Source organism: Brevundimonas sp. (assembly GCF_030704825.1).
In the GTDB taxonomy this organism is placed as follows: domain Bacteria; phylum Pseudomonadota; class Alphaproteobacteria; order Caulobacterales; family Caulobacteraceae; genus Brevundimonas.
Genome location: NZ_JAUYNX010000003.1, coordinates 90,662 through 111,446, shown reverse-complemented (window position 1 = coordinate 111,446; position 20,785 = coordinate 90,662). Strand labels below are relative to the sequence as shown.

The following is a 20,785-nucleotide window of genomic DNA, read 5'->3' as shown; positions in this document are numbered from 1 at the left end:
CGCGGGGCGGGGGTGTTCGGCGATAGAACGCAGGCCCCGCAGCCGCAACCCGCAGGACCGTCGCCTTGCCCGACAGAGCCGCCGTCATCGCCGCCCTCGACGCCGTCCGCGACCCCCGGAGCGGGCAGGGGCTGGTCGCCGCCGGCCTGGTCCAGGGCCTGACCGTGGCGGAGGACCGCGCCGGCTTCGTGCTGGAGGTCGCGCCGGGAGACACGGCCCTTTACGCCCCGGTCCGCGACGCCGCCGAGGCCGCGCTCAAGGCCCTGCCGGGCATGGCCCGCGTCTCCGTCGTCCTGACCGCCGAGGCAGCGCCGGCGGTGCGGCCCGCCCGCACCGCCTCCCTGTCGCCGCAGGCGGTGGACCAGACGCGTCCGAAGGCCCCGGTCCCCACCGACCGCCCCGCCCATGTCCGCCGCGTCCTCGCCGTGGCCAGCGGCAAGGGCGGAGTCGGCAAGTCGACCGTCGCCGTCAACCTCGCCGCCGCCTTCGCCGCGCGCGGCCTGTCGGTCGGCCTGCTCGACGCCGACGTCTACGGCCCCTCCCTGCCCACCATGCTCGGCGTCTCCGGCAAGCCGGAATACCGCGACGGCATGATGGAGCCCCATGTCGCCCACGGCCTGAAGGCCATGTCAGTCGGCCTGCTGACCCAGGCCTCCGACGCCATGATCTGGCGCGGCCCCATGGCCTCCCAGGCCCTGACCCAGATGCTGACCCAGACCCGCTGGGGCACGGAAGCCCGACCGCTCGACATCCTCGTCGTCGACCTGCCGCCCGGCACTGGCGACGTCCAGCTGACCCTGATCCAGAAGACCCCGCTGGACGGCGCCGTGATCGTCTCGACCCCGCAGGAAGTGGCTCTCGCCGACGCCCGCCGCGCCCACAAACTGTTCGAGAAGGTCGGCGTTCCCAGCCTCGGTCTGATCGAGAACATGACCGGCGACGTCTTCGGCCGCGGGGGCGGGGAGGCGGAGGCGGCGCGGCTGGGCGTGGCCTACCTCGGCGACCTGCCGCTCGACGCGACCCTGCGCCAGGGCGGCGACGCCGGCGTGCCGGTGATGGTCGGCGATCCCGGGGGCGACATCGCCGCCCGGTTCGCGCGCCTCGCGGAGGCCCTGGCGAAAAAACTCGACCTGCAGGGTTTTCAAACGCAACCCTAACCGCCACCTTGTCGGTTCCAGTCACCTGCGAGCCGCCCATGTCCGTCGACGCCCTGTTCCGCCCGTTCCAGGTCAAGTCCCTGAAGATGCCCAACCGCATCGTCATGGCCCCGATGACGCGCTCCTTCTCGCCGGGCGGAATCCCGACCAGCGACGTGGCCGGCTACTACCGCCGCCGGGCCGAGGGCGGGGTCGGACTGATCGTCACCGAGGGCACGGTCGTCGAACGCCCCGCCGCCCGAAACGACCCCAAGGTGCCGGTCTTCCACGGCGAGGCCCTGCCGGAATGGAAGAAGGTGGTCGAGGAAGTTCACGCCGCCGGCGGCCTGATCGCGCCCCAGCTCTGGCACGTCGGTTCGGCGCGCGGGCAGGGGGCCGACTGGGCCCCGCTGGGCAGGGTCGACAGCCCCTCGGGCTTCACCACTCCCGGCAACCGCAAACTGGAGCCGATGACCGAAGAGGACATCGCCGACACCATCGCCGCCTTCGGCCGCTCGGCCCGCGCCACCCGCGAGCTGGGCTTCGACGCCGTCGAGATTCACGGCGCCCACGGCTATCTGATCGACCAGTTCTTCTGGTCGGGCCTCAACGACCGCGCCGACCGCTGGGGCGGCGGAACCATCGCCGACCGCGCCCGCTTCGGGGCCGAGGTGGTCAGGGCCGTGCGCGAGGGCGTCGGTCCGGACATGGCCCTGATCCTGCGCCTGTCGCAGTGGAAGTCGCACGACTTCGGGGCGAAGAACGCCCACGATCCCGCCGAGCTCGAGGCCTGGCTGAGCCCGCTGGCCGAGGCCGGCGTCGACGTCTTTCACTGCTCGCAACGCCGCTTCTGGGAGTCGGAGTTCGAGGGTTCGGACCTCAATTTCGCGGGCTGGACGAAGACGGTCACCGGCCTGCCGACCATCACCGTCGGCTCGGTCGGGCTGGACGGCGAATTCATCGCGGCCTTCGGCGGCGCCGGGTCGAAACCCGCCTCGCTCGACGGCCTGATCGAACGGCTGGAGTGCGACGAGTTCGACCTCGTCGCCGTCGGCCGCGCCCTGCTGGCCGACCCGCACTGGGTCGAAAAAATCCGCGACGGCCGGCTGGACGAACTGAAGGATTTCGAGCGCAGCGCGATGGCGACGCTCAGCTAGACGGGATCACGAGCCGAGACCCTCGTCGTGTTCAGCGACGGGGGTGTCTTTGGCGATCTTGCGCCATGCCCAGTTCTGCAGGAGCACGGGCGCCGCGCATGCAACGCCCACCAGAACGCCCGCCCCGCCGGCGAAGGCCAGCACGATCGCGGTCATCACACCGAGATCCGTCCAGGATCTGACCTGAACGAGGATGGCGATTGTCAGCGGGATACCGGCGCCGAAAGCGACCTTCGAGAAGCCGCCGAAGAAAGCGTCCCATGCGCTGTCCGGGCTGTGAATGAGCTTTCGCCCGCGCATTCAGGCCGGCTCGACCACCACCGCCGTGCCATAGGCCAGCACCTCGGTGATCCCCGGCATGATCTCGTTGGCGTCGTAGCGCATGGCCAGGATGCCGTTGGCGCCCATCTGTTGCGCGTGCTGGATCAGCTCGTCATAGGCCTCCTGCCGCGACGTTTCGGCCAGTTTCACATACGCCCCGACGCGGCCGCCCAGCAGGGACTGCACCCCGCCAACCATGTCGCTGATGGCGTTGCGCGAGCGCACGGTGATGCCGCGCACCACGCCCAGGGTCTTCACCACCCGATAGCCGGGCGCGTCGTTGGTGGTCACGATCAGCATGGTCATTTCCTTTCCAGCACCCGGAAGCGGAACGGGTGATCGTCCTTCTCTCCCGCCGGGTGCGCCTCGGACGATACCTCCGCAAAGACCGTCTCGTCGAACGCCGGAAACACCGCGTCCCCCTCGGGCTCGGCCTCGACCTCGGTCAGGTACAGGCGCTTCGCCCGCGGCAGCGCCTTTTCGAACAGGGCCACGCCGCCGATGACGCAGATCTCGTCGACACCGTCCTCTTCGGCCGTCTCGCGCGCGATCTCGATGGCCTCGTCCAGGGTGGTGCAGACCACGGCCCCGCGGGCCGTGAACGATTCGTCGCGCGACAGCACCAGGTTCAGCCGGCCGGGCAGGGGTTTGAGCGGCAGGCTCTCCCACGTCCTGCGGCCCATGATGCAGGGCTTGCCGACGGTGATCGCCTTGAACCGCTGCAGGTCGCTGCGCAGCCGCCAGGGCAGGTCGCCGTCGCGTCCGATCACCCCGTTGCGGGCCCGGGCGACGACGAGAGCGAGACCGGGCGTCACCGGCTGGCCGCCCAGCGTCGGATGTTGCCGATGTACTCCGACATTCTGAGCCTCTTCATATCCGCCTTCGAGAATCCACGCGCCGCGAGCTCCACATACATCTGCGCCTGGAAATCGCCGAACGCGTCCCATATCTCGGTCGGCCCGGGGACGTCCCCGGCGCTGTGCGGTTCGAGAAAGTCCCGGATGGCGGCCAGGGCGAGCTTTGGCTTCCCCCGGTGGATCACCGGGTCCGAGTTCGAGAGATCGGAGATCGACGCCTGGTGCCGGAAGGCCTTTTCCTCCAGCACGAGATGCATCTTGCGTCGGTGATGATCCGGACCGTAGCGCCGGCAGCCCAGGTCCAGCCCCAGCTCCAGCGGCATGTTGTGTCGCGCCAGTTCGCCGGCCTTGCTGGACTGGCTGCGCGACAGGTCATGAACCCCGAAACGCGACGCCTCGATCAGGTCCATGATCTTCTCGATGCGCGGCTCGCCGGAATCGACGCGTTCGGACGCAAGGCGTGGATTGAACCCGAGATGGACGATGCAGAAGACGATCGCGTTCAGGATTGGCTTGTACGGGAGATCGAAGGGACAGTTGACGAAGACGTTCTGGTCATAGTCGCCGGCGATGTCTTCGTCGGCCATCGTCAGCCGACACGTCGCTCATAGGTCCGGACGTCGTCCACGGTGCCGTCGTCGTTGTGGATGAACAGGTCGCCGCCTTCGCGTCGGGTTTCGGCGCGGGCGAAGGCGATGGCCTCCTCGCGCGTGGGAAACACCCGCGTCGCCTTGTGTGCGCCGGTCATCCGGACGCGCCAGCCGCCGCGGAGGCCCGATATGACATGTCGTCCGGACGTGATCATGTCGTCGATTCTAGGCCTGCCCCGGCCGGCCATCAAGCCAGTGCAGCCATTTCCGCTGCATCGCCGCCTCGATGTCGATCCCCGCCCGGTCGCAATAGATCAGCAGCATCCCCAGCACATCCGCGGCCTCGTCGCCCAGCTTGCCGGCGTCCGCCGCGCCCCGCGCGCGGCCGCTCATGCGCAGATGCTCGGCGGTCAGCTCGCCCAGTTCCTCCTGCACCTTCAGCAGGGCCCAGTCGCCGGACCGCTCGATGCCGTGCTCGGCGGCGTAGATGTCGGAAATGCGCAGGACGTCGGCCTGCAGGGCCTTCAGGTCGAGGGCCATCAGACCGCGACCGGCGCCTTGATATGCGGCCAGGGCTCATAGCCCTCGAGCACGAAGTCCTCCAGCCGGTAGGCGAACAGGTCGTCGCGCGGCGTGATCGTCATGGTCGGCGCGGGCCGGGGATCGCGGCTCAGCTGCAGCTCGGCCTGTTCGATGTGGTTCAGGTACAAATGCGCGTCGCCGAAGGTGTGGACGAACTCGCCCGGCTTCAGCCCGCACACCTGGGCCACCATCATGGTCAGCAGCGCATAGCTGGCGATGTTGAACGGCACGCCGAGGAAGACGTCGGCCGACCGCTGGTACAGCTGGCAGCTCAGCCTGCCGTCGGCGACGAAGAACTGGAACAGGCAGTGGCAGGGCGGCAGGGCCATGTCGTCGACATCGGCCGGGTTCCAAGCCGAGACGATGTGCCGCCGGCTGTTGGGATTGGTCTTCAGCCCCTCGACCAGTTTGGTGATCTGGTCGATCACCCGCCCGTCCGGCGCGGCCCATGAGCGCCACTGCTTGCCGTAGACCGGCCCCAGCTCGCCCTCGGCATCGGCCCATTCGTTCCAGATGCTGACCCCGTTGTCCTTCAGCCAGCCGATATTGGTCTCGCCGCGCAGGAACCACAGCAGTTCGACGATGATCGACCGCAGGTGCAGCTTCTTGGTGGTCAGGACCGGAAACCCCCTGGCCAGGTCGAACCGCATCTGCCGCCCGAACACGCCCAGGGTCCCGGTGCCGGTCCGGTCGTCGCGCCGGGCCCCGTTGTCGAGGATGTCACGCAGCAGGTTGAGGTACTGCCACTCCGGATGGTCGGCCGCGACCGCCCCGGTGCGGGCCTGCAGCTCGGCGAGGGTGGCGACGGCGTTCATGGGGGAAAGAATGCCGCTGATTCGTGGAGGCGGGCAGCCTTCTGATTCGCTTGCCCACAGAAACGGGTCGCCGATCGCCCCCGGCGCCGGGCGGATCATCGTCCGCTTCCGTCAGTTGTCCGGTCCGCGGGGCCGTTCCATAGTCCGGCCGCGCTCCGGAGACCGCCATGTTCCCCCGCCTCGCCCTCGCGATCCTGCTCCTCGGGCAGAGCGGCCCCGAAATCTCGGGTCGGCCCGCCGTGATTTCCCCGGAAATCCTCGGCTTCGGGTCGGAACAGGTGGTCCTGTGGGGCATCGACGCCCCCGTGCCCGGCCAGATCTGCTCCCGGGACGGCGTCCAGTACGACTGCGGCGAGGAGTCCTTCTATGTTCTGAAAGACCTGGTCGGCGACCGTCCTGTGCGCTGCACGCCGGTCGACGTCTCCGGACAGCGCCCCGTCGCCCGGTGTGAGGTGCAGTGGACGCAGTGCGTCCACACGACCTGCGAGCAGGACTGGCGCGACCTCGGTCTGGAGATGATCGCCGCCGGCGCGGCGACCCAGCGGCGCGAGGAAACTGCCGGACGCTATGACGCCGACGAAGAGACGGCCCGCCTCGGCTACGCCGGCGTCTGGGCCGGTCCGGAGTGGCGCGGCGACGGGCCCCGGCGGCCGCCGGTCACCCCCTGAATCCGTCGGCGTCCAGGAACGCCTGCTCCTCCGGCGTGGTCTCCCGCCCCAGCGCCTGGTTGCGGTGCGGGAACCGGCCGAAGGTCGCGATGACCTTGTGATGATGCTCGGCCCAGCGGTCGTCGGCGGGGCGGTCCATGGTCTGGAACAGGGCCAGCTGGCGGTCCTGGCTGGCCATGTCCTCGTGATGCTGGAGCGGCAGGTAGAAGAACCGGCGGAGGTCGTTCTCGACCAGGGCATCCTGTGCGCCGTCCAGCGCCATGACGGCGAAATGCCGCGCCAGGGGATCGGTCGCGAAGGCATGGCCGGTGCCGCGGAAGCAATTGCGGGGGAACTGGTCCAGCAGGATCAGCAGCGCCAGCGTCCCCTCGGGAGTCTCCGCCCAGTGATCCAGTTCGCGCCGGGCGGCCATGAAGTGCGCCGCTTCGCACCGGGCGCGGAACAGGGCGTCGAAGGCGTCGTCCTTGGCGAACCACATTTTCGGCCCCGCCTCTTTCCAGAAGGCGACGACGGCGGAAGGCGTTATGTCTGTGCTCATGACTGAACACCTAAGCACGCCGCTGCCGGTCTTCCATGACCGCGATTGCGATCTGTCGATCATTCGCGGCAAGCGCGTCGCCGTGATCGGATACGGCAGCCAGGGGCGGACCCACGCCCTGAACCTGCGCGACTCCGGCGTGGCCGACATCGTCGTCGGCCTCAAGGCCGCCTCCGCCACCCGGGCCAAAGCCCTCGCCGACGGCTTTCCCGTCCTGACCGCCGGCGAGGCCGCCGCGACCGCCGACGTGGTCGCCGTCATGGTCTCGGACGAGGCCCATCGCGACCTGTGGCGCGACGAACTGGCGTCGGCGATGAAGCCCGGGACCGCCCTGGTCTTCGCCCACGGCCTGTCGGTCCGCTTCGGCCTGGTCGAGCCCCGGCCCGACCTCGACGTCATCCTCGCCTCGCCCAAGGGCATCGGCCCGCGCATCCGCGATCTCTATGTGGAAGGGCAGGGGGTCTTCGCCCTGTTCGGCGTGCATCAGGACGCCAGCGGCGGCGCCCACGCCCTCGGCCTGTCCTACGCGGCGGCCCTGGGCTGCGGGCGCAAGGGCATTCTCGAGACCACCTTCGCCGCCGAGTGCGAGAGCGACCTGTTCGGCGAGCAGGTGGTGCTGTGCGGCGGGGCGGCCGAGCTGGTCGACGCCGCCTTCATGAAGCTGGTCGACGCCGGCTATCCGCCAGAGGTGGCCTGGTTCGAGTGCTTCTATGAGCTCAAGCTGGTCACGGACCTGATGTTCGAACGCGGCGTCGCCGGGGCCTTCACCCGCATCTCCAACACGGCGGAATACGGCGCCTATCTGACCGGCACCCGGATCATCGGCGAGCCGTCGCGTGCGGCCATGGACACGGTCCTGGCCGAGGTCCGCGACGGCTCGTTCGTGAAACGGCTGATGGCCGACCATGACGCCGGCTCGCCGGACCTGCTGGCCCGCCGCAAGGCTTTGGCCGGGCGCAGGATCGAGGTGGTGGGCGCGCACCTCAACAGGGTGGCGGCGAAGGCGGCGGACTGAGGGAAAGGAAACGAGGCCGGGAAACCTCTTTCGGCGCCCGCAAAGCGGGTCGCCGCGCGGCGCGCGACAGCGCCGGAAGGATATTGGTCGGAGTGATAGGATTCGAACCTACGACCCCTGCGTCCCGAACGCAGTGCTCTACCAGACTGAGCCACACTCCGACTTGAGGACGCGGCTTATAACGACGGGGTTTGGAGGCCGCAAGCGAGGAAACGAGGCGATTGAAAATAGTCAATTCGGCGGGTGTTGCATCGCCTGCGGCCTTCGCGTATCTCGACCGCCTTCCGGCGCTTCGGCTCCGGACGCGCCGGACCTGCTGGGGAATGGTGTAATGGTAACACTCCGGTTTTTGGTACCGTCATTCTAGGTTCGAGTCCTAGTTCCCCAGCCATCCCCGCCCGCTGACCGGATCAGGTTCCCGACAGGCTTCAGGACGCGAGGAACGGTCGCGCTAATGCGTCGAGGCGCCTTCCAGAGGCAGGCGGATGCGCACGCCGACGCCGGCGTTCGGGGCGGTCTCGATGTTCATCGACCCTCCCAGGTGTTCGACCAGGCCCTGCACCACGGCCAGGCCCTCGCCCGGGGTCAGCGGCTCCGCCCCGACGCCCGAATCGCGCACCACCAGGCTGACCCCGCCCACGGCGCGGGAGAAAGCCACCGCGATGGAGCCGCGCCGGCCGTCCGGGAAGGCGTGGCGGCAGGCGTTGGAAATCAGCTCATGGGTGATGATGGCGAGCGGCAGCAGGTGGCTGTCGGGCAGGAGGGCCGCCTGGCCCCTCACGTCCAGCCGGATGGCCCGACCCTCGCAAACGCGGCTCCAGAAGGCCGCCACGTCCTCAAGATAGCCGACGAAGTCGACCGGACCGTCCCCGGTCATCCGCCGGCTGATCAATTCCATGGCCGCGGCGATGTCGCTCAGCCACGTCAGATGCCGCACGCTCTCGGGGTCGGCGACGCTGCGCAACCGGATTCCGACAAGGATCTGCAGCAGCCGATACCCGCCCGGCGTCTGCCCTTGAAGCTCGACGATTCGATCGCCGGACGCCGTGCCCATTATTCCCCCGACACTTGAAAGTGCGGGCTTTTCTTACCTCAAATCGAACCGGATGGCCAATCGGGCGTTGGTCTGTCCGTTAACCGACACATCAGTGTTAAGGCGTCTGGTTAGCGCGGGGGGAGTGTTCGTGACCGAGCCGCCCGACCTTCGGGTCATGATCGTCGAGGATCAGGCCCTCCTCGCCATGGAGCTGGAACTGGTGCTGGGCGAATCCGGCTGCGAGGTCGTCGGCTGCGCCATGGACCAGACCAGCGCCTTCGCCGTCGCCGAGCGCGAGCGGCCCGACCTGGCCCTGGTTGACGTCAACCTGCTGGACGGCATGACCGGGCCGGGGATCGCCCGGCGTCTGGTCGGCGAATACGGCAGCGCCGTGATCTTCCTGACCGCAAATCCCGAACAGATTCCGGACGGCTTCGCCGGCGCCCTGGGCGCGGTGTCCAAGCCGTTCGACGAGGCGACGATCCGCGCCGTCATCGCCTTCGCACGGCAGTTCATCCTGCACCGCACCCTGGGCGACACGCCCCGCAGGTTCCGGCTCGCGCCCTGGCTGACCACGCCGCCATCCGACATCGCGCCGCACTGAAGGGCGCTCCCCGTCTCAGGCCAGCCCGCCCGCCAGATCGAGCCCCGGCGAGGTGGGCGGCCTGCCCTCGGGATCGAGGTCCAGCTGCATCAGGGTGACATCCAGCCAGCGTTCGAATTTCCAGCCGACCTGGCGATAGACCCCCGCCTCCCGGAACCCCATCGCCCTGTGCAGGCCGACCGACGCGGCGCTGGTGTCGCTATCGCTGATCGCGCCGATGACGTGGCGCAGTCCCAGGGTTCGCGTCCGCTCGATCAATGTCTCGAGCAGGGCCCGCCCCACGCCGCGGCCGCGCGCGTCCTCCTCCACATAGATCGACGCCTCGACGCCGTAGCGATAGGCGGGCCGGGGTCGGAAAGGCGAGGCATAGGCGTAGCCGGCGAACCGGCCGTCGACCGTGGCCACCAGCCAGGGCAGGCCGTGGCGCCTCACCGCCGCGAACCGCAACGCCATCTCCTCCAGCGTCGGCGGCGTCGTCTCGAAGGTCGCCGTCCCGCCCAGGACCTCGCGGGCGTACAGGGCGGCGATGGCGGGCAGGTCGCTTTCCGTTGCGTCGCGCAGCGTCAGGCTCATCACGTCAGTCTCCATATGACCGGGCCGTCAGCAACCGTCAGTGGCGGCGGGCCGGCGGTTTGATAGCGTGGTTCGGAAATCCGGGAGAGGGGATCATGAAAACACGTCTCGTCGTCGCGGCCATCGCCGCGTCGCTGGTCACGGGCGCGCCCGGCCTGGCTGCCTCGCAAAGCAAGCCGGGCATGGCCGCGGCGCCGGCCGCCGCGACCGTCGACATCAAGGTCTGCAACCGAAGCGGTCGAAACGGCAGCGTGGCCATATCCTATGTCGAGGTCGGCGCCGGCCGGTTCATCAACCGGGGCTGGTACGAGGTGGCCAATGGCGTCTGCACCGATCTGGTCGCGACCGACAACGCCAACTTCTACCTGTATGGCGACACCCTGGACGGTTCGGGCCTGACGTGGTCGGGCAACCACCCCCTGTGCGTCCAGTACCCCGGTCCCTACGCCTTCTGGTCCGACGGCGGCGACACCTGTCCGGCCGGCTACGAGACCCGCAATTTCGTGGTCATGCACGCCGAGGAAGCCGGCCCCTACACCTGGAATCTCGACCCCTAGAATAACGGGTCAGGCCCGCTCCCAGCCCTTCTCGATCGCCCAGACCGCGAAGGCGTAGTCGTGGGCGACCTCCTTCAGATAGTCGAACCGCCCGGACGATCCGGCGTGGCCGGCCTCCATATTGATCTTCAGCAGGATCGGCCGGCCCGACGTCGTGGCGGGACGCAGCTTCGCCACCCATTTCTCGGGCTCCCAATAGGTCACGCGGGGGTCCGACAGGCCGCCGGTCGCCAGAACCGCCGGATAGGCCATCGGCCGGACCTGGTCGTAGGGGCTGTAGCTCATCATATAGTCGTAGGCCTCGGGGTCCTCGATGGGATTGCCCCATTCCGGCCATTCCGGCGGCGTCAGCGGCAGGCTGGTGTCGCTCATGGTGTTGATCACGTCGACGAAGGGCACGCCGCCGATGACGCCGGCCCACAGGTCGGGCCGCATGTTGTTGATCGCGCCCATCAGCATGCCGCCGGCGGAGCGGCCCTCGGCGACGATGTGGCCGGCCCTGGCGTAGTCGCGCGAGATCAGGTGCTCCGCCGCGGCGATGAAGTCGGTGAAGGTATTCTTCTTGGTCATTCGCCTGGCCGTCAGGAACCAGTTCCAACCCTTGTCGGATCCGCCCCGGACATGCGCGATGGCGTAGATCCAGCCCCGGTCCACCAGCGACAGCCGGTTGGTCGAGAAGCTGGCCGGGATCGGGCTTCCATAGGAGCCGTAGCCGTACAGGAGTACAGGCGCGGAACCGTCGACCGGCGTCGACTTGCGGCGCAGCACGGTCACCGGCACCAGTTCGCCGTCAGCGGCCGGAGCGTTCAGCCGCTCGACCACATAGTCGGCCGGATCGTGACCGGACGGCACCTCCTGAACCTTGCGCAGGGTCCGTTCGCGCGTCGCCAGGTCGTAGTCATAGGTCGAGGTCGGCGTGGATGGCGAGTTGTAGCCGTAGCGCATGACGGTCGTGTCGAACTCCGACGCCCCGCCCAGCGACAGGGAATAGGCGGGTTCATCCACTGCGATCTCGTGCTCGGCGCCCGAGCGGTCGCGGATGACGATCTTCGTATTGGCGTCGGCCCGTTCCTGGCGGCCGATATAATCCTTCACCAAGGCCATGCCCTCGATGTAGCGGCCCGGCGTGTGCGGGACGAGGTCGCGCCACTTGTCCTTGCCGGGGGTCTCGGTCGCGGCCTCGACGATCTTGAAGTCGATCGAATCGTCGGCGTTGGTGCGGATCACCCAGCGGTCGCCCCAGTGGTCAGCCTCGTACAGCCGCCCGACATGCCTCGGCTCCAGCACGACCGGCGTCGCCGTCGGCGCGGCGGCGGGGATGATCCTGGCCTCCGAGGTTTCCTGGTTGGCGATCGAGATGACGACGAAGGCGTCGTCGGCGGTTCGGCCGACGCTGAGGAACATGCCGTCGTCGGCCTCTTCGTAGACCAGGGTCGTCTCGCCGCCGCGGGCCGGCCGTCGGAAGATCTTGTCCGGCCGGCCGTTGTCGTCGCGGTTGGTCCAGAAGATCCACTGGCTGTCGGGCGAGAAGGTGAAGTCGCCGATGGCCGAGCCGATCGGATCGGGCAGAACCTCGCCGGTCGTCAGATCCTTGACGAAAATCTGGTGCACCTCGGAGCCCTGGGCGTCCTCGGCATAGGCGAACAGGCCGTGATCGGGACTGTGGTCGGCGTTCGAGACTTCCGAATAGGCCTTGCCCTCGGCCAGGGCGTTGGCGTCGAGGAGCAGTTGCGCCTCGCCGGCGGCTCCGCGGGGCTTCCGCATATAGCGCGGGTGCTGCTCGCCGGTCCGGTATTCGACGAAATACTCCCAGGCGCCGTCCGGGGAGGGGACCGAGCTGTCCGCCTCCTTGATCCGCCCCTTCATCTCCCCGAACATCGCCGTCTGAAGGGGCAGGGTCGAGGCCATCATGGCTTCGCGATAGGCGTTCTCGGCCTCGAGGTGCTCCTTGACGTCGGCCTTGATCAGGGTCGGGTCGCGCAGCACCGCCTGCCAGTTGTCGTCCTTCATCCACTGATAGTCGTCGGTGCGGGTCCGGCCCAGCTGTTCGATGGTCACCGGGATCTTCTTCGCGACCGGAGGGACGGGCGTGGCTTGCGGCATCGAAACTCCGGCTGTGCGGGCGTGAACGGGAAGGGCGGACGCCGCCAGGGCGGCGGCCGTGGTGGCGAGAAGATCGCGGCGATTCATCAGACGGTCCCCGAAATGACGGCGGACCTTGTGCGCCCGGACAGCTCGCCGTCAAATGAACAAACGCCGCTGGCCGGATAGGGGACGATGTTCGACCTTCAGACGCCCCCCGAGATCTCGCAGGAACCGCCGATCGCGGGCCTCGCCGCGCCGGTCTGGGACCTGACCGTCGGCCTGATCGGCGCCACGGTGCAGATCGACCAGAACAATGGCGATTCGACGCGAAGGGTCGGCACGGCCTTCCTGATCGCCGCGCCGAGGCCCGACGGATCGCCGCGCACCGTGCTGGTCACCGCCCATCACGTGCTCGATGGCATGGCCTTGCCCGAGGCGCGGGTCGGATGGCGGATCGAGGCGCCCGGCGGCGGCTGGCGTTTCGCGCCGGAACCCCTGCGCATCCGCGACGAGGCCGGCGCACCGGTCTGGACCCGGCATCCGGAACGGGACATCGCCGTCATGGAGGTTTCGGCTCCGCCGGTCTTCGCCCGCGCCGCCATTCCGCTGGGGTGGCTGGCCAGCGGCGAGGATCTCGACAGCTGGCAGGTGGGGCCGGGCGACGAACTTCTGACCCTGGGTTTTCCAAGGGGCTACTCGTCCAATACGGCGGGATTTCCGATCCTGCGGGCGGGGCGGATCGCGTCCTGGCCGCTGACGCCGGTCGAGAACTTTCCTGTTTTCCTACTTGATTTCCCTGTGTTTCCTGGAAACTCCGGCGGTCCGGTCTTCTGGACGCCGGCGGCCCGGAAACTGCCAGGCACGGCCCAGCCGGATCATCCGTTCATCGCCGGCGTCCTGACATCGGAGGTCCGGCCGGCGGACGAGCCGCTGGGCATCGGCCTGGTGGCCCACGCCGGCTACGTGCGGGAGGCGATAGCCCTGCTGGACGCCGCGGACGCCGGGGAAGAGGGGCCGTAGGTGGAACAATCCCCGGGGCTATTGTTTGCGCATAAGAGATATTATGCGAAATGACAGGCGTGGGTTCAGGCGTATCAGCGCTTTGCGCCCGGGTCCTGCAACCGGGCGGCCAGGCTGGACGTATCCCAGCGCGATCCGCCCATCGCCTGAACCTCCGAATAGAATTGATCCACCAGCGCCGTCAGCGCCAGATGCGCCCCGTTGGCCCGGCCTTCCTCCAGCACAAGCCCAAGATCCTTGCGCATCCAGTCCACGGCGAAGCCGAATTCGAACTCGCCTCGCGCCATGGTCTTCCAGCGGTTGTCCATCTGCCACGACTGCGCGGCGCCTTTGGACACGGCCTCATAGACCGCGTCGGTGTCGAGGCCGGCGACCTGCGCGAAATGCACCGCCTCCGCCAGTCCCTGGACGACGCCGGCGATGGCGATCTGGTTGACCATCTTGGTCAGCTGGCCCGAGCCCGACGGTCCCATGTGTTTGACCGCCTTCGAATAGGCCGCCAGCACGGGCTGAATCCGCTCAAGGGCCGTGGCGCCGCCGCCGGCCATGACGCTGAGCTGGCCGTTCTCCGCTCCCGCCTGCCCGCCCGACACCGGCGCATCGATGAAGGCGCGGCCCTGGCCCGTCGCCAACGCCGCCATTTCGCGCGCGATCCTGGCCGAAGTGGTGGTGTGGTCGACGACCACGGCCCCTTCTGCCAGGTGCGGCAGAGCCTCGGTCACGACCTGGCGCACGTCCTCGTCGTTGCCGACGCAGAGCACGAACAGGTCGGCCGCCGCGGCGGCCTCCGCGATCGTGGCGCCGAACCGTCCGCCGGTCGCTTCGGCCCAGGCGCGCGCCTTGTCCGGCGAGCGATTGAAGCCCGTCACCTCGTGACCCGCCTGAACCAGATGCCGGGCCATCGCCGCGCCCATGACGCCCAGTCCCGCAAAACCGATCTTCATGCGTCGCCCTCTCCAAGGACGCCGTAGCGGCCGCGATAATAGGTCAGGGCCGCGCCGGGCCGGGTCTCGAACGCCCGCACCGACCCGACGATGGTCAGATGGTCGCCCATGACGATGCGGTCCGTGGCGACGCAGTCCAGCCGGGTCAAGGCGTTCTTCAGCCGGGGCGGCTCAGGGCTGGAGCTGTCGAACTCGTCCGACGAGAGGCGGCAGACGCCCCAGGCGAACCGGTCCGACATTTCGCGGTCCTCGACCGGCAGCATGTGGACGGCGAACCGGTCGGCCGCGGCGAAGGCGTCGTGGCGCCACGACGCCCGGTCCAGGCACCAGAGAATCAGCGGCGGCGTCAGCGACACCGAGGTGAAGGAGTTGACCGTGATTCCGAAGGGCCCCTCGTCCGTGTGCGCGGTCACCACGCAGACGCCGGTCGCGAAGCCGCCCAGCGCCCGACGGTAGGCGGCGATGTCGAGGGCGGGATCGGGCGGCTGGCTCACCCCTGACGACTAGGCGAGGCTCCGCCTCGCGGCAAGGCCGGGCGGTATGGGAAACGCCGCCTTAACCTTGCGCCGTCCATCGTCGGGACCAGTTCACCGTCGAGGCCGCGCCGCCATGTCACTGAGCGATCGTCCGATCCTCATCAAGAAGGTCAAGAAGGTCGTCGGCGGCGGCCACCACGGCGGCGCGTGGAAGGTGGCCTATGCCGACTTCGTCACCGCCATGATGGCCTTCTTCCTGCTGATGTGGCTGATCAACACGACCGACCCGGAGCAGAAGCGCGGCATCGCCGAGTATTTCGCCCCGGCCAGCGTGTCCCAGACCACCTCCGGCTCGGGCGGCATCCTGGGCGGCACCTCGCTGGGCGACGACGGGGCCAAGGGCTCCGGCGCCATGTCGGTGATCAACCAGCTCGCCCCCGAGGCCCCGGCCGACGCCCCGCCCGAGGCCGGCCAGAGCCAGAATCTCGCCGCCGCCAGCGAGGAGGCCCTGCGCGAGGAGATCGCGCGCCGCGAGGCCGCCGAATTCGCCTCGGCCGCCGAATCGCTGCGCCAGGCCATGCAGTCGATGCCCGAACTGGCCGAGTTGTCGAAACAACTGATCATCGACCAGACCCCCGAAGGCCTGCGCATCCAGCTGGTCGACCAGGAGGGGCGCTCGATGTTCGAGCAGAACTCCGCCCGCCCGAACCCGCGCGCCCAGCTGCTGCTGCGGACCATCTCGCGGGTCATCACCCAGCTGCCCAATCGCATCTCCGTGACCGGCCACACCTCGGCCGCACCCGGGGCGAACCGCGCCACGGGGCCCAACGACTGGACCCTGTCGTCGGCGCGGGCCAACGCCTCCCGCCTGATCCTCCAGGCCGCGGGGGTCGATCCCGACCGGGTCTACCAGGTCTCGGGCAAGGCGGGCTCGGATCCGCTGTATCCGGACGACCCGACCCTGGCGGGGAACCGGCGCATCGCCATCGTCCTGCTGCGCGAGGCCCCGGTCCTGCCCACGGACACCAGCCTGTGACCGCCCGCCCCGCACATCCGTGTGGGGTGAACGGGCTTGCCCCGGGAGGCGGCGCGGGCGCAAATCGTCCCATGACGAAACGGCTGCCCCACTGTCGGCGAAATCGGATGCGGATGTAGCGCCGTGACCTTCGTTCCCCAGCGCCAGCTTCGCTTCTACATGACCTCGGTGGCCCCCTGCCCCTATCTGCCGGGCCAGACCGAGCGCAAGGTGTTCGCCAACCTGCCGTTCAGCGAGGGGGCCCACGTCAACGACGAGCTGACCCAGGCCGGTTTCCGGCGCAGCCAGAACATCGCCTACCGCCCGGCCTGCGAAGCCTGCGACGCCTGCGTATCGGTGCGCCTGCCGGTGGGCGAGTTCTCCTTCTCAAGGTCCCGACGCAAGACCCTGAAGCGAAACGCCGATCTGTCGCGGGATCTGGTCGAGGCGGAAGCCACGACCGAACAGTTCGACCTGTTGCGCCGCTACCTTCACGGCCGCCACCCCGGCGGCGGCATGAGCGCAATGGGATGGCTCGACTATGTCGCCATGGTCGAGGATACGGCCGTCCGCACCCATCTGATCGAATACCGCCTGCCCTCCCCGGACGGCGGGCCCGGCGATCTGGTCGGCGTCTGCCTGACCGACCTGCTCGGGGACGGCCTGTCGATGGTCTACAGCTTCTTCGAGCCGACGATGGAGGCCCGCAGCCTCGGCCGCTTCGCCATCCTGGACCATGTGCGGCAGGCCGCGGCGGTCAATCTACCCTTCGTCTATCTCGGCTACTGGGTCCGGGGGTCGAAGAAGATGGACTACAAGGCCGACTTCCGGCCGATGGAGCAGCTGACCCGGCTGGGCTGGGAGCGGCTGGTCGATCAGCCCGCGGCGGGCACCGACGTCGCATAGGCCGGCGGGCCGGGCGCGAAGGCGTCGCCGCTCCACGGGCCGGGGTCGACCCCTCCCCCGAACTTCACCAGGGCGTCCACACGCTTCTGGATCGGCGGATGGCTGGCGAAGAGGCCTTCGAGGCCGACGCCGTCCGGCTGGTTGTCGAGGAACAGCTGCTGCAGTTCGTCCGGCCCCTTGAGCGACGACCGGCCCTCGACCTTGCGCAGGGCCGAGATCATGGCGTCGGGGTTCTTGGTCAGCTCGACCGCGCCGGCGTCGGCGACATACTCCCGGGTCCGCGACAGCAGCATGCGGATGACGATGGCCAGGGCGAAGCCGACGGCGGCGAAGGCCAGGCCGATCAGGATCAGCGGCAGGGCGTTCTTGTTGTCGCGCCGGCCGCCGCCGCGGGAATAGATCAGGCCCCGGAAGACCAGTTCGGCGATCACGCTGATGATGCCCGCGAAGATCGAGGCGATCACCATGGTCCGCACGTCCCTGTTGATGACGTGGGTGAGCTCGTGGGCCAGCACCGCCTCCAGTTCGTCGCGGGTCAGGGTGTTCACCAGGCCGCGGGTGACGGTGATGCTGTACTGGCCCTCGTGCAGGCCCGTGGCGAAGGCGTTCAGGCCGTCGCTCTCGATGATCCGCAGGGTCGGGGTGCGCAAGCCGCGAGATATCGCGAGATTTTCCAGAAGGTTATACAGGTCAGGTTCAGACCTTCTCTCAACCTTCCGGGCTCCCGTCATCATGTCGATCATGGTCTGGCTGCCGAAGTAGGAGATGGCGAACCAGATGCCGGCGACGACGAAGGCCAGGGGGATGGTGCCGCCCAGCCAGGAGGCGGCCAGGGCCATGTCGTCACCCAGTCCGCGTCCCGTGCCGGGCAGGAAGCCGAAGCCCATCAGGACCAGCTGCAGTCCGTAGATGATGAAGATCATCAGGACGGGAAAGGCGGCCAGCAGCAGGACCGAGCGGGTGTTGTTCGCCCAGATATGGGTCTGGAGCCCGACGGCGGCCATGGGCTGGGTCCTAGGCCTGGAAGCTCACGGTCGGAGGCGCGGCGGTCATGGCGGCGCGATCCGTCTCGCCCACGTCGAAGAAGGGCTTGTCGGAGCCGAAGCCGACCATGGCGGCGAACAGGACGGTCGGGAACTGGCGGCGCACGGCGTTGAACTCGCTGACGGCGTTGTTGAAGAAGCGGCGGGCGGCGGCCAGCTTGTTCTCGATGTCCGACAGCTCGCGCTGCAGCTCGAGGAAGTTGGTGTTGGCCTTGAGGTCCGGATAGGCCTCGGCGACGGCGAACAGCCGGCCCAGGGCGCCGGTCAGCATGTTCTCGGCCTGGACCTTGTCGTTGACCGAGGTCGCGCCCGCGGCGGCGGCGCGGGCGGCGGTGACGGCGTCGAGGGTGGCGCGCTCATGGGAGGCGTAGCCCTTCACCGTCTCGACCAGATTGGGGATCAGGTCCTGGCGCTGCTTCAGCTGCACGTCGATGTCGGCGAACGACTGGTCGGCGCGCTGGTCCAGGGCGACCAGCTTGTTGTAGGCGCCGACGATGACGAACAGCACCACGGCGACGATGACGGCGATGACGATCAGGGTGACGAACATTGCGGTCTCCAGCGTCGGTCGATGATCGACCGTTCAGCGATTATCGGGCGCCGGGACGCCGCCTGATAGTGAAATCGGCGTCACCTGAACTTCCTCAGCCCCCGCGGCCCCTGCCGCCCTGCCCCGGCGCGTTTGCCCAGCCAGTCCTTCCAGTCGGGCCAGTTGCGGCGGCGGCCGCCGCCGTCGACCCATTCGGGGCCGTGGGCGCCGTCGAAGACGGCGACGTCGGCGAGACCGCCCTGTTTGTAGTTCTGCAGCTTCACCCCCTTGCCGCGGCCCATCTCGGGCAGTTCGGCGATCGGGAAGATCAGGGTCTTGATGTTGTCGCCGATGGTCGCGACATGGTCGCCGGCGACGCGCAGGGCCGCCTGCATCTCGCCGTTCAGCACCTGTTTGCCGCCCCGCTTCTGGGCCAGCAGTTCGTCCTCGGGGGCGATAAAGCCGTAGCCGGCCTTCGAGGCGATCAGCAGCCTTCCGCCCGGCTGGTGCATCAGCAGGTTCACGATCCCGGCCTTTTCGTCGAGGTCGATCATCAGCCGCAGCGGCTCGCCGTGGCCGCGGCCCGACGCCAGCTTGTCGGCGCCGACGGTGAAGATGCGGCCGTCGGTGGCCGCCACCAGCAGCTTGTCGGTCGTATAGCCGGGGACGAGGAAGGCCAGGCTGTCGCCCTCCTTGAACTTCAGCTCGGACGGGTCCTCGACCTTGCCTTTCGCGGCGCGGATCCAGCCGCGTTCGGACAGGATGACGGTGATGGCCTCGCGCGGAATGAAGGCCTCGACCGAGGCGAAGGCGGCGCTGTCGATCGCCTCGGCGATGGTGGTGCGGCGTGGCGAGACCAGCGCCTTGCGCACGGCCTCCAGGTCCTTGCCGACCTGCTTCCATTGCTTGGCCGGCGAGGACGACAGCGACTGCAGCGCCGCAAGTTCGTCGGACAAAGTCTTGTATTCGTTCTCGATCGTCATTTCCTCGATCCGCGCCAGCTGGCGCAGCCGGGTGTCGAGGATGAAGTCGGCCTGGAGCTCCGAGAGGCCGAACCGGGCGATCAGGACGGCCTTGGGCTGTTCCTCCTCGCGGACGATGCGGATGACCTCGTCGAGGTTGAGGAAGACGATCCGCAGGCCTTCCAGCAGGTGCAGCCGCTTCTCGACCCGGTCGATGCGCCAGCCGGCGCGGCGGACCAGCACCTCGCGGCGGTGATCGAGGAAGGCCTGCAGACAGGCCTTCAGCCCCATGACGCGCGGCGTGCCCGTAGCGTCCAGCACGTTCATGTTTATCGGGAAACGGATTTCCAGGTCGGAGAGCTTGAACAGGCTCTCCATCAGGACCTCGGGCTCGACGGTGCGGCTCTTGGGCTCGATGACCAGCCGGATGTCCTCGGCCGACTCGTCGCGGACGTCGCCCAGCAGCGGGGCCTTCTTGTGCTCGATCAGGTCGGCGAGGTCGGCGATCAGCTTCGACTTCTGCACCTGATAGGGCATCTCGGTGACGACGATGCGCCAGACGCCGCGGCCCAGATCCTCGGTCTCCCAGCGGGCGCGCAGCCGCACCCCGCCCCGGCCGGTCTCATAGGCGTCGAGGATGGAGGCGTGGCCCTCCACGGCGACGCCGCCGGTCGGGAAGTCGGGGCCCGGCACGATGCCGGCCAGTTCTTCCGTCGTGGCGTCGGGGCGTTCAAGCAGCAGGTGACAGGCGTCGATCAGTTCGCCGACATTGTGCGGCGGGATCGAGGTGGCCATGCCGACGGCGATGCCCGACGAACCGTTGGCCAACAGATTGGGGAAGCCGGCGGGCAGGACGATCGGCTCCTCGTCCTGATCGTCATAGGTCGCTTTGAAATCGACCGAGTCCTGGTCGATGCCCTCCATCAGGAGGACGGCGGCGGGCGTCAGCTTGCACTCAGTGTAGCGCATGGCCGCGGCGTTATCGCCGTCGATATTGCCGAAATTGCCCTGACCGTCGACCAGCGGATAGCGCTGCGAGAAGTCCTGCGCCAACCGCACCAGGGCGTCATAGATCGAGGCGTCGCCGTGCGGGTGATAGCCGCCCATGACCTCGCCGACGACCTTGGCGCACTTCCGCGCCGCCGCCTGCGGGTTCAGCCGCATCTGGTGCATGGCGTACATGATGCGCCGGTGCACCGGCTTGAAGCCGTCGCGCACGTCCGGCAGGGCGCGGTTGGTGATGGTCGACAGGGCGTAGGCGAGATAACGGCGCGACAGCGCCTCGCTCATCGGCTCGTCGACGATGCGTCCGCCTTCCGGCGGCGGGGTATGAACGGTCATGGGGCTTCGAATCGT

At 68.7% G+C, this 20,785-nt stretch carries 25 protein-coding genes and 2 tRNA genes; 10 read left to right on the top strand and 17 right to left on the bottom strand.

Annotation, left to right across the window (positions count from 1 at the left end):
* The first annotated feature begins 65 nt into the window (after window positions 1-65).
* Together Q8Q71_RS02130 and Q8Q71_RS02125 are read left to right on the top strand one after the other, a co-directional pair.
* On the top strand, window positions 66-1,157 hold the full coding sequence (locus Q8Q71_RS02130) for an Mrp/NBP35 family ATP-binding protein (RefSeq protein WP_305757991.1): 1,092 nt from the start codon (window positions 66-68) through the stop codon (window positions 1,155-1,157).
* A 38-nt stretch (window positions 1,158-1,195) separates the two neighbouring features.
* On the top strand, window positions 1,196-2,293 hold the full coding sequence (locus Q8Q71_RS02125; RefSeq protein WP_305757990.1) for an NADH:flavin oxidoreductase: 1,098 nt from the start codon (window positions 1,196-1,198) through the stop codon (window positions 2,291-2,293).
* 6 nt (window positions 2,294-2,299) lie between these two features.
* Here the strand turns inward: Q8Q71_RS02125 and Q8Q71_RS02120 are convergent, their stop codons facing one another.
* Genes Q8Q71_RS02120 through Q8Q71_RS02090 form a run of 7 tightly spaced genes read right to left on the bottom strand, consistent with a single transcriptional unit; the run spans window position 2,300 to window position 5,458 of the window.
* Window positions 2,300-2,593 (bottom strand): hypothetical protein, encoded by a 294-nt coding sequence (locus tag Q8Q71_RS02120; RefSeq protein ID WP_305757989.1) that lies wholly within the window; start codon window positions 2,591-2,593, stop codon window positions 2,300-2,302.
* Window positions 2,594-2,914 (bottom strand): YbjQ family protein, encoded by a 321-nt coding sequence (locus tag Q8Q71_RS02115; RefSeq protein ID WP_305757988.1) that lies wholly within the window; start codon window positions 2,912-2,914, stop codon window positions 2,594-2,596. It lies immediately after the preceding gene.
* 2 nt (window positions 2,915-2,916) lie between these two features.
* Window positions 2,917-3,429, bottom strand: a complete 513-nt coding sequence (locus Q8Q71_RS02110; RefSeq protein WP_305757987.1) for a dihydrofolate reductase — start codon at window positions 3,427-3,429, stop codon at window positions 2,917-2,919.
* Window positions 3,426-4,058, bottom strand: coding sequence for a hypothetical protein (locus Q8Q71_RS02105; protein WP_305757986.1), 633 nt, complete (start codon window positions 4,056-4,058; stop codon window positions 3,426-3,428). Before Q8Q71_RS02105 ends, Q8Q71_RS02110 begins: the two co-directional genes overlap by 4 nt.
* Before the next feature lie 2 nt (window positions 4,059-4,060).
* On the bottom strand, window positions 4,061-4,276 hold the full coding sequence (locus Q8Q71_RS02100) for a DUF2188 domain-containing protein (protein WP_305757985.1): 216 nt from the start codon (window positions 4,274-4,276) through the stop codon (window positions 4,061-4,063).
* A 10-nt stretch (window positions 4,277-4,286) separates the two neighbouring features.
* A complete protein-coding gene (locus tag Q8Q71_RS02095) occupies window positions 4,287-4,601 on the bottom strand; it encodes a phosphoribosyl-ATP pyrophosphohydrolase (RefSeq protein WP_305757984.1) in 315 nt (104 codons plus the stop codon).
* The gene (locus tag Q8Q71_RS02090) at window positions 4,601-5,458 is read right to left on the bottom strand and encodes a thymidylate synthase (protein ID WP_305757983.1); all 858 of its coding nucleotides are present in this window, start codon (window positions 5,456-5,458) and stop codon (window positions 4,601-4,603) included. The genes Q8Q71_RS02095 and Q8Q71_RS02090 overlap by 1 nt, the downstream gene beginning before the upstream one ends.
* Window positions 5,459-5,625: 167 nt before the next feature.
* Here Q8Q71_RS02090 and Q8Q71_RS02085 point away from each other — a divergent pair, with 167 nt between their 5' ends.
* Window positions 5,626-6,126: a thermonuclease family protein gene (locus Q8Q71_RS02085; protein WP_305757982.1), complete on the top strand. Its 501-nt coding sequence runs from the start codon at window positions 5,626-5,628 to the stop codon at window positions 6,124-6,126.
* On the opposite strand, the gene Q8Q71_RS02080 is transcribed toward Q8Q71_RS02085, so the two are convergent.
* The gene (locus tag Q8Q71_RS02080) at window positions 6,116-6,664 is read right to left on the bottom strand and encodes a DUF924 family protein (RefSeq protein ID WP_305757981.1); all 549 of its coding nucleotides are present in this window, start codon (window positions 6,662-6,664) and stop codon (window positions 6,116-6,118) included. The genes Q8Q71_RS02085 and Q8Q71_RS02080 overlap by 11 nt on opposite strands.
* Here Q8Q71_RS02080 and ilvC point away from each other — a divergent pair.
* Window positions 6,663-7,679, top strand: coding sequence for a ketol-acid reductoisomerase (gene ilvC / locus Q8Q71_RS02075; RefSeq protein ID WP_305757980.1), 1,017 nt, complete (start codon window positions 6,663-6,665; stop codon window positions 7,677-7,679). The two genes, Q8Q71_RS02080 and ilvC, sit on opposite strands and share 2 nt — an antisense overlap.
* Window positions 7,680-7,763: 84 nt before the next feature.
* Here ilvC and Q8Q71_RS02070 read toward each other — a convergent pair.
* Window positions 7,764-7,840: transfer RNA gene (locus tag Q8Q71_RS02070), tRNA-Pro, on the bottom strand.
* Between the two features lie 156 nt (window positions 7,841-7,996).
* Here Q8Q71_RS02070 and Q8Q71_RS02065 point away from each other — a divergent pair.
* A tRNA-Gln gene (locus Q8Q71_RS02065) sits at window positions 7,997-8,070 on the top strand.
* Between the two features lie 60 nt (window positions 8,071-8,130).
* On the opposite strand, the gene Q8Q71_RS02060 is transcribed toward Q8Q71_RS02065, so the two are convergent.
* Entirely contained in the window at window positions 8,131-8,733 is a 603-nt protein-coding gene (locus tag Q8Q71_RS02060; RefSeq protein WP_305757979.1) for a sensor histidine kinase, read from the bottom strand.
* 130 nt (window positions 8,734-8,863) lie between these two features.
* Between Q8Q71_RS02060 and Q8Q71_RS02055 the strand changes: the two genes are divergently transcribed.
* Window positions 8,864-9,319 carry a response regulator gene (locus Q8Q71_RS02055; protein ID WP_305757978.1) on the top strand — a complete coding sequence of 152 codons (456 nt, stop codon included), beginning with the start codon at window positions 8,864-8,866 and terminating at the stop codon, window positions 9,317-9,319.
* A 15-nt stretch (window positions 9,320-9,334) separates the two neighbouring features.
* On the opposite strand, the gene Q8Q71_RS02050 is transcribed toward Q8Q71_RS02055, so the two are convergent.
* Complete coding sequence (locus Q8Q71_RS02050) at window positions 9,335-9,892, bottom strand: GNAT family N-acetyltransferase (protein ID WP_305757977.1); 558 nt, start codon at window positions 9,890-9,892, stop codon at window positions 9,335-9,337.
* A gap of 95 nt (window positions 9,893-9,987) precedes the next feature.
* On the opposite strand from Q8Q71_RS02050, the gene Q8Q71_RS02045 reads away from it, so the two are divergent.
* Complete coding sequence (locus Q8Q71_RS02045) at window positions 9,988-10,449, top strand: DUF1036 domain-containing protein (protein WP_305757976.1); 462 nt, start codon at window positions 9,988-9,990, stop codon at window positions 10,447-10,449.
* Window positions 10,450-10,458: 9 nt separating this feature from the next.
* Here Q8Q71_RS02045 and Q8Q71_RS02040 read toward each other — a convergent pair whose 3' ends face one another.
* Complete coding sequence (locus Q8Q71_RS02040; RefSeq protein ID WP_305757975.1) at window positions 10,459-12,639, bottom strand: S9 family peptidase; 2,181 nt, start codon at window positions 12,637-12,639, stop codon at window positions 10,459-10,461.
* Between the two features lie 87 nt (window positions 12,640-12,726).
* On the opposite strand from Q8Q71_RS02040, the gene Q8Q71_RS02035 reads away from it, so the two are divergent.
* Window positions 12,727-13,554, top strand: a complete 828-nt coding sequence (locus Q8Q71_RS02035; RefSeq protein ID WP_305757974.1) for a serine protease — start codon at window positions 12,727-12,729, stop codon at window positions 13,552-13,554.
* Between the two features lie 74 nt (window positions 13,555-13,628).
* Here Q8Q71_RS02035 and Q8Q71_RS02030 read toward each other — a convergent pair whose 3' ends face one another.
* Together Q8Q71_RS02030 and Q8Q71_RS02025 are read right to left on the bottom strand one after the other, a co-directional pair.
* The gene (locus Q8Q71_RS02030; RefSeq protein ID WP_305757973.1) at window positions 13,629-14,498 is read right to left on the bottom strand and encodes an NAD(P)-dependent oxidoreductase; all 870 of its coding nucleotides are present in this window, start codon (window positions 14,496-14,498) and stop codon (window positions 13,629-13,631) included.
* Entirely contained in the window at window positions 14,495-14,992 is a 498-nt protein-coding gene (locus Q8Q71_RS02025; RefSeq protein ID WP_305757972.1) for a flavin reductase family protein, read from the bottom strand. The genes Q8Q71_RS02030 and Q8Q71_RS02025 overlap by 4 nt, the downstream gene beginning before the upstream one ends.
* A gap of 115 nt (window positions 14,993-15,107) precedes the next feature.
* Between Q8Q71_RS02025 and Q8Q71_RS02020 the strand changes: the two genes are divergently transcribed.
* A complete protein-coding gene (locus Q8Q71_RS02020; protein WP_305757971.1) occupies window positions 15,108-16,010 on the top strand; it encodes a flagellar motor protein MotB in 903 nt (300 codons plus the stop codon).
* Between the two features lie 123 nt (window positions 16,011-16,133).
* Window positions 16,134-16,895, top strand: a complete 762-nt coding sequence (locus tag Q8Q71_RS02015) for an arginyltransferase (protein ID WP_305757970.1) — start codon at window positions 16,134-16,136, stop codon at window positions 16,893-16,895.
* Here Q8Q71_RS02015 and Q8Q71_RS02010 read toward each other — a convergent pair.
* The 3 genes from Q8Q71_RS02010 to parC all read right to left on the bottom strand — a co-directional run bounded on the left by Q8Q71_RS02010 (window position 16,865) and on the right by parC (window position 20,770).
* Entirely contained in the window at window positions 16,865-17,899 is a 1,035-nt protein-coding gene (locus Q8Q71_RS02010; protein WP_305757969.1) for a M48 family metallopeptidase, read from the bottom strand. The two genes, Q8Q71_RS02015 and Q8Q71_RS02010, sit on opposite strands and share 31 nt — an antisense overlap.
* A 10-nt stretch (window positions 17,900-17,909) precedes the next feature.
* A complete protein-coding gene (locus Q8Q71_RS02005; protein WP_305757968.1) occupies window positions 17,910-18,488 on the bottom strand; it encodes a LemA family protein in 579 nt (192 codons plus the stop codon).
* A gap of 80 nt (window positions 18,489-18,568) precedes the next feature.
* Window positions 18,569-20,770 carry a DNA topoisomerase IV subunit A gene (gene parC, locus Q8Q71_RS02000; protein WP_305757967.1) on the bottom strand — a complete coding sequence of 734 codons (2,202 nt, stop codon included), beginning with the start codon at window positions 20,768-20,770 and terminating at the stop codon, window positions 18,569-18,571.
* Window positions 20,771-20,785 lie beyond the last annotated feature (15 nt).

What these genes read in the sequence shown, in the direction of transcription:
- Q8Q71_RS02125 (WP_305757990.1), top strand. Translation starts at nt 1,196, where the DNA reads ATGTCCGTCGACGCCCTGTTCCGCCCGTTCCAGGTCAAGTCCCTGAAG.
- Q8Q71_RS02120 (WP_305757989.1), bottom strand. Translation starts at nt 2,593, where the DNA reads ATGCGCGGGCGAAAGCTCATTCACAGCCCGGACAGCGCATGGGACGCT.
- Q8Q71_RS02115 (WP_305757988.1), bottom strand. Translation starts at nt 2,914, where the DNA reads ATGCTGATCGTGACCACCAACGACGCGCCCGGCTATCGGGTGGTGAAG.
- Q8Q71_RS02105 (WP_305757986.1), bottom strand. Translation starts at nt 4,058, where the DNA reads ATGGCCGACGAAGACATCGCCGGCGACTATGACCAGAACGTCTTCGTC.
- Q8Q71_RS02100 (WP_305757985.1), bottom strand. Translation starts at nt 4,276, where the DNA reads ATGATCACGTCCGGACGACATGTCATATCGGGCCTCCGCGGCGGCTGG.
- Q8Q71_RS02095 (WP_305757984.1), bottom strand. Translation starts at nt 4,601, where the DNA reads ATGGCCCTCGACCTGAAGGCCCTGCAGGCCGACGTCCTGCGCATTTCC.
- Q8Q71_RS02090 (WP_305757983.1), bottom strand. Translation starts at nt 5,458, where the DNA reads ATGAACGCCGTCGCCACCCTCGCCGAGCTGCAGGCCCGCACCGGGGCG.
- Q8Q71_RS02085 (WP_305757982.1), top strand. Translation starts at nt 5,626, where the DNA reads ATGTTCCCCCGCCTCGCCCTCGCGATCCTGCTCCTCGGGCAGAGCGGC.
- ilvC (WP_305757980.1), top strand. Translation starts at nt 6,663, where the DNA reads ATGACTGAACACCTAAGCACGCCGCTGCCGGTCTTCCATGACCGCGAT.
- Q8Q71_RS02080 (WP_305757981.1), bottom strand. Translation starts at nt 6,664, where the DNA reads ATGAGCACAGACATAACGCCTTCCGCCGTCGTCGCCTTCTGGAAAGAG.
- Q8Q71_RS02060 (WP_305757979.1), bottom strand. Translation starts at nt 8,733, where the DNA reads ATGGGCACGGCGTCCGGCGATCGAATCGTCGAGCTTCAAGGGCAGACG.
- Q8Q71_RS02050 (WP_305757977.1), bottom strand. Translation starts at nt 9,892, where the DNA reads ATGAGCCTGACGCTGCGCGACGCAACGGAAAGCGACCTGCCCGCCATC.
- Q8Q71_RS02045 (WP_305757976.1), top strand. Translation starts at nt 9,988, where the DNA reads ATGAAAACACGTCTCGTCGTCGCGGCCATCGCCGCGTCGCTGGTCACG.
- Q8Q71_RS02040 (WP_305757975.1), bottom strand. Translation starts at nt 12,639, where the DNA reads ATGAATCGCCGCGATCTTCTCGCCACCACGGCCGCCGCCCTGGCGGCG.
- Q8Q71_RS02035 (WP_305757974.1), top strand. Translation starts at nt 12,727, where the DNA reads ATGTTCGACCTTCAGACGCCCCCCGAGATCTCGCAGGAACCGCCGATC.
- Q8Q71_RS02030 (WP_305757973.1), bottom strand. Translation starts at nt 14,498, where the DNA reads ATGAAGATCGGTTTTGCGGGACTGGGCGTCATGGGCGCGGCGATGGCC.
- Q8Q71_RS02020 (WP_305757971.1), top strand. Translation starts at nt 15,108, where the DNA reads ATGTCACTGAGCGATCGTCCGATCCTCATCAAGAAGGTCAAGAAGGTC.
- Q8Q71_RS02010 (WP_305757969.1), bottom strand. Translation starts at nt 17,899, where the DNA reads ATGGCCGCCGTCGGGCTCCAGACCCATATCTGGGCGAACAACACCCGC.
- Q8Q71_RS02005 (WP_305757968.1), bottom strand. Translation starts at nt 18,488, where the DNA reads ATGTTCGTCACCCTGATCGTCATCGCCGTCATCGTCGCCGTGGTGCTG.
- parC (WP_305757967.1), bottom strand. Translation starts at nt 20,770, where the DNA reads ATGACCGTTCATACCCCGCCGCCGGAAGGCGGACGCATCGTCGACGAG.